This window comes from Natrarchaeobius chitinivorans (genome assembly GCF_003841505.1).
In the GTDB taxonomy this organism is placed as follows: Archaea; Halobacteriota; Halobacteria; order Halobacteriales; family Natrialbaceae; genus Natrarchaeobius; species Natrarchaeobius chitinivorans.
In genome coordinates this window covers 1-3,213 of record NZ_REGA01000044.1, presented here as the reverse complement: position 1 = coordinate 3,213, position 3,213 = coordinate 1, and the positions used below count along the sequence as shown (strand labels likewise).

The 3,213-nt window shown below is 52.8% G+C and carries 1 protein-coding gene and 1 pseudogene; one reads left to right on the top strand and one right to left on the bottom strand.

Annotated elements, in window-relative coordinates:
- Positions 1-221 precede the first annotated feature (221 nt).
- Entirely contained in the window at positions 222-1,550 is a 1,329-nt protein-coding gene (locus EA473_RS21750; protein ID WP_124197691.1) for an IS4 family transposase, read from the bottom strand.
- A gap of 1,502 nt (positions 1,551-3,052) precedes the next feature.
- On the opposite strand from EA473_RS21750, the pseudogene EA473_RS21745 reads away from it, so the two are divergent.
- A pseudogene (locus EA473_RS21745) lies at positions 3,053-3,213 on the top strand (IS66 family transposase); the annotation flags it as partial.

Here is a 3,213-nt window from a genome sequence, read left to right as displayed (position 1 = left end):
CATCCGTTCTAGCTTAGTGACTGGCTGAGACGGCGACCACGCCGAAATTGCACCGAGTCTGACCGCTATCATACCGAGATAGCTGCTGTTCCACCAAACCAGCCGGTTCTTCGTTATGTCTCCCGTCACAGGCGGCGCACTCGCAGTCGTGAGTGCGCCGCCGTTCCAGAGCCATCGCTGATCAGTCCGGGCGATCCAGCCCGTCTCGTCAGGCGAGTTCGTTACCAGAACTCGCCTGACTCCACCTGTTCACGTAACCTCGGACGGTGTGGATTTGGATCTCGTGACGACCACAGCAACAACGAATCGAGATCCGGCAGCTCGTACCCCAGATCCAGCATCAGGTACAACTGGATCAGATGCGCGTGCCGTTCGACAGCGTGTGAACATCGTCGTCGAGGCAGCCGCGTCGACGACGCCGAGGCGTCGTCGTCGCAGTCTCGCTGGTTTGCGTCCAATTTCTGGAGTTCGTCGACGATAACCCGGCTCATCAGCAACGAGAGCGCTGCCATGATGATCAGCGCCTCGATGATGTAAGCGTCGGTCGTGTTGATCTCGTCCAAACCGAACCGTGATTTGAGTTCTTTGAACAGCAGTTCGATCTCCCAGCGCGCCCGATAGAGCTGTGCGATATCGGGCGCGCGGTAGTCGTCTCTGTCCAGATTCGTTAGGTACAGATGATACTCGCCGCTGTCATCGTTGCGAACGCCGACTAATCGGAAGGTTCGGGTCGCGCTGGCGCCCGACCCTTGTTTGCGGTCGAACGAGAGCGTGATCTGTACGTCGATTTCCCGTCGCTGCAGGTCGTCGAGGACGGCCTGCAGCGACTGGCCTTCTAGCGGAATGCTGTTCCCCCGCCACGTCCGGAGTTCTTCGACGATCTCGAAGTCTGCGTTCGCTTTGACGCGAGAGACGAACCAGCCGTCATTGGCGTCAATGCGGTCGAATAGCCAGAAGTCGTAGTAGCCCAGATCGAACAGAATGAGGGCGCCAGCTACCCACTTGCCGGTGGGTAGCTGGCTCCGTTCGTGGGTGCTCGCGTCGGTTGTCTGGAATCGTGTCGGAAGCCCCGTTGAGAGCGATTCGGTGAGATGGAGTTTCGCCCCAGCTCGGTCGTCATCGAGTGCGTAGACGTCTTTGGCGTCTTGATAAAGCGAGATGATCGTGGCGTCAACGATGAGGACGTCTCGAAATCGTTCGAGACGTCCGGTAAGTTCGGTTTGGCCCGTATCGAGATTCTCGATGGCGTCATCGAGAATCTCTCGAAGGAGTGCGACGAAGCCCGGTTTGAACCAGCCGTGAAACGTCGCATACGAGAGTTCGTCACAGTCAGCCGTCTCGACGTAGCGTTCGAGAAACGCCTGAATGGATCGATCAGATCCGGCAGCGAAGCCGAGTGAAAGCGTGTAAAACAACGCGACGACGTCGAGTTTCCGCTCTCGCTGGATGAGATTCGTTGCGCGAGCACGCTCGCGCAACTCATCAGATGGAAACGCTCTTTGAATTCGGTTCACAACTACTGAGTCCGGTGGTTTGTACACACTTCCCACCGGATTCTCACATTCCTAGTTACTGACGATTCTAGCTTGGCGTCTCTGGATACCCCGATCTGTTAAACTAGAACGGATGACGAATGGGGGTGGATTATATTCTGATTAGTTCGTAGAATAGGTAGATGACGAGATCTGGTTGGCTGCGCTTGTAGGAATAATACGATGTGATTTCTGCTGACGGCGCTTATGACCTGGATGACTTGCAGGCATTCAACTGATGCTGGTTGTTGCCTATTTCTTATTTCCTCTCAAGTATCACTACTAATTCAGAAATGTATTATGATGGGCAATAAAATTGTTGTATTATTGCATTCTGAAAGTATACGAATGGGGGCTGTCTTCAGCGTGATTTTCTACCGAACCGAGTTGTGCCTTATCGGTACACCCCCTTGCAAGATGAGTTCCGATCTACGAGTTTCTGTTTTGTTTATGATTCCACCACGAACCAATCCGGTCGGTAAGAGAGCGCATGACGTAATTCTCGAAACTCCGCCACTGTACTACCCCACTGGTATCAAGCGCCAAGTACGGGTCTCCGTTCTCAAACTTGGTGATATACAACAGAGGCACGTCGTCGCTGGAGTAGTATCCGAGAAGGTGTGGCGTGATTCGATCGAACGAGTACGTCGATAGATGTTTACCGTTGTTTGTGTACTGGCAGACCTTCCTCGACGGTGGTAGGGTCGCTACAGAAATGTAGTCGCCAGACACCGAAATACAGGGGGACCGAAGATTTGAATTGAAACTATCGATTTCATGGTACCCACAGTTGTCAATTCTTGCCATCCTATTTGGTCCCGATTTTGAATCACTATTTGAGATGACTACCGCCGTTCCATCGTTGGCGATGACGCCCCCCGTGGGACTCACCCCATCAAACGTATCAACCACTCTTCCCTCGTTAATACGAAATATTTGAGGTTCGTCATTTGTGATCGCGTACCCGTAAGCAAGCGTCCAACGTTGGTCCTGAGAGGAAACGGTATGACATTGGTATTCCTCGCTCTTGAAGGACACTTGCTTAGATTTCGGTTCGATATGTGATGTGCTCCCATCGTACCCTGGCGGATCGGGAACGGACCGTCCGAAGAGTATCCCTGAGCCACTCCACCATGACGCACGCATACCCCAACTATACAAAACGCATTCTTGGCTCTTACGGTATCTCAAGCCGAGTAACCGGGGTAGCTTCGATCGTCAATCTCCCTTTAGATGGCCTGAGCTCGTGTTCTGAATGTGTGACCCCTGATTCTTAGGTAGTCGACTAACCTGTTTCGTCCGAACGGATCGGTGCAATTTGCGATAACGCTTATACATTATATTCGACCATTAGTCTATTTCCTCTAAGGTATGTGTTTAGCCCGAGCTGATTTCGGTACTGTCTCGTAGGAAGCGTTCAACGGACGCGATATGAACAGGCAGCAGACATCGGATACGACTCTCAGGGATGGGCTCCGCAGCGGAGTCCATCCCGTTGCCTCTGCTGTCATACCTGGTTGGTGGAGTCTGTGAACGCAGACGATTTCACCAAAGAAGAGCTCTTTTCTCGGTTGCTTCAGCTTGAGCAGCGGGTCGAAGAACTTGAGCAAGAAAACAAGCGGAAGGACAAGAAGATCGATCAGTTGCAAGAGCAACTTGACCAGAAGGACGAGCGGATAGA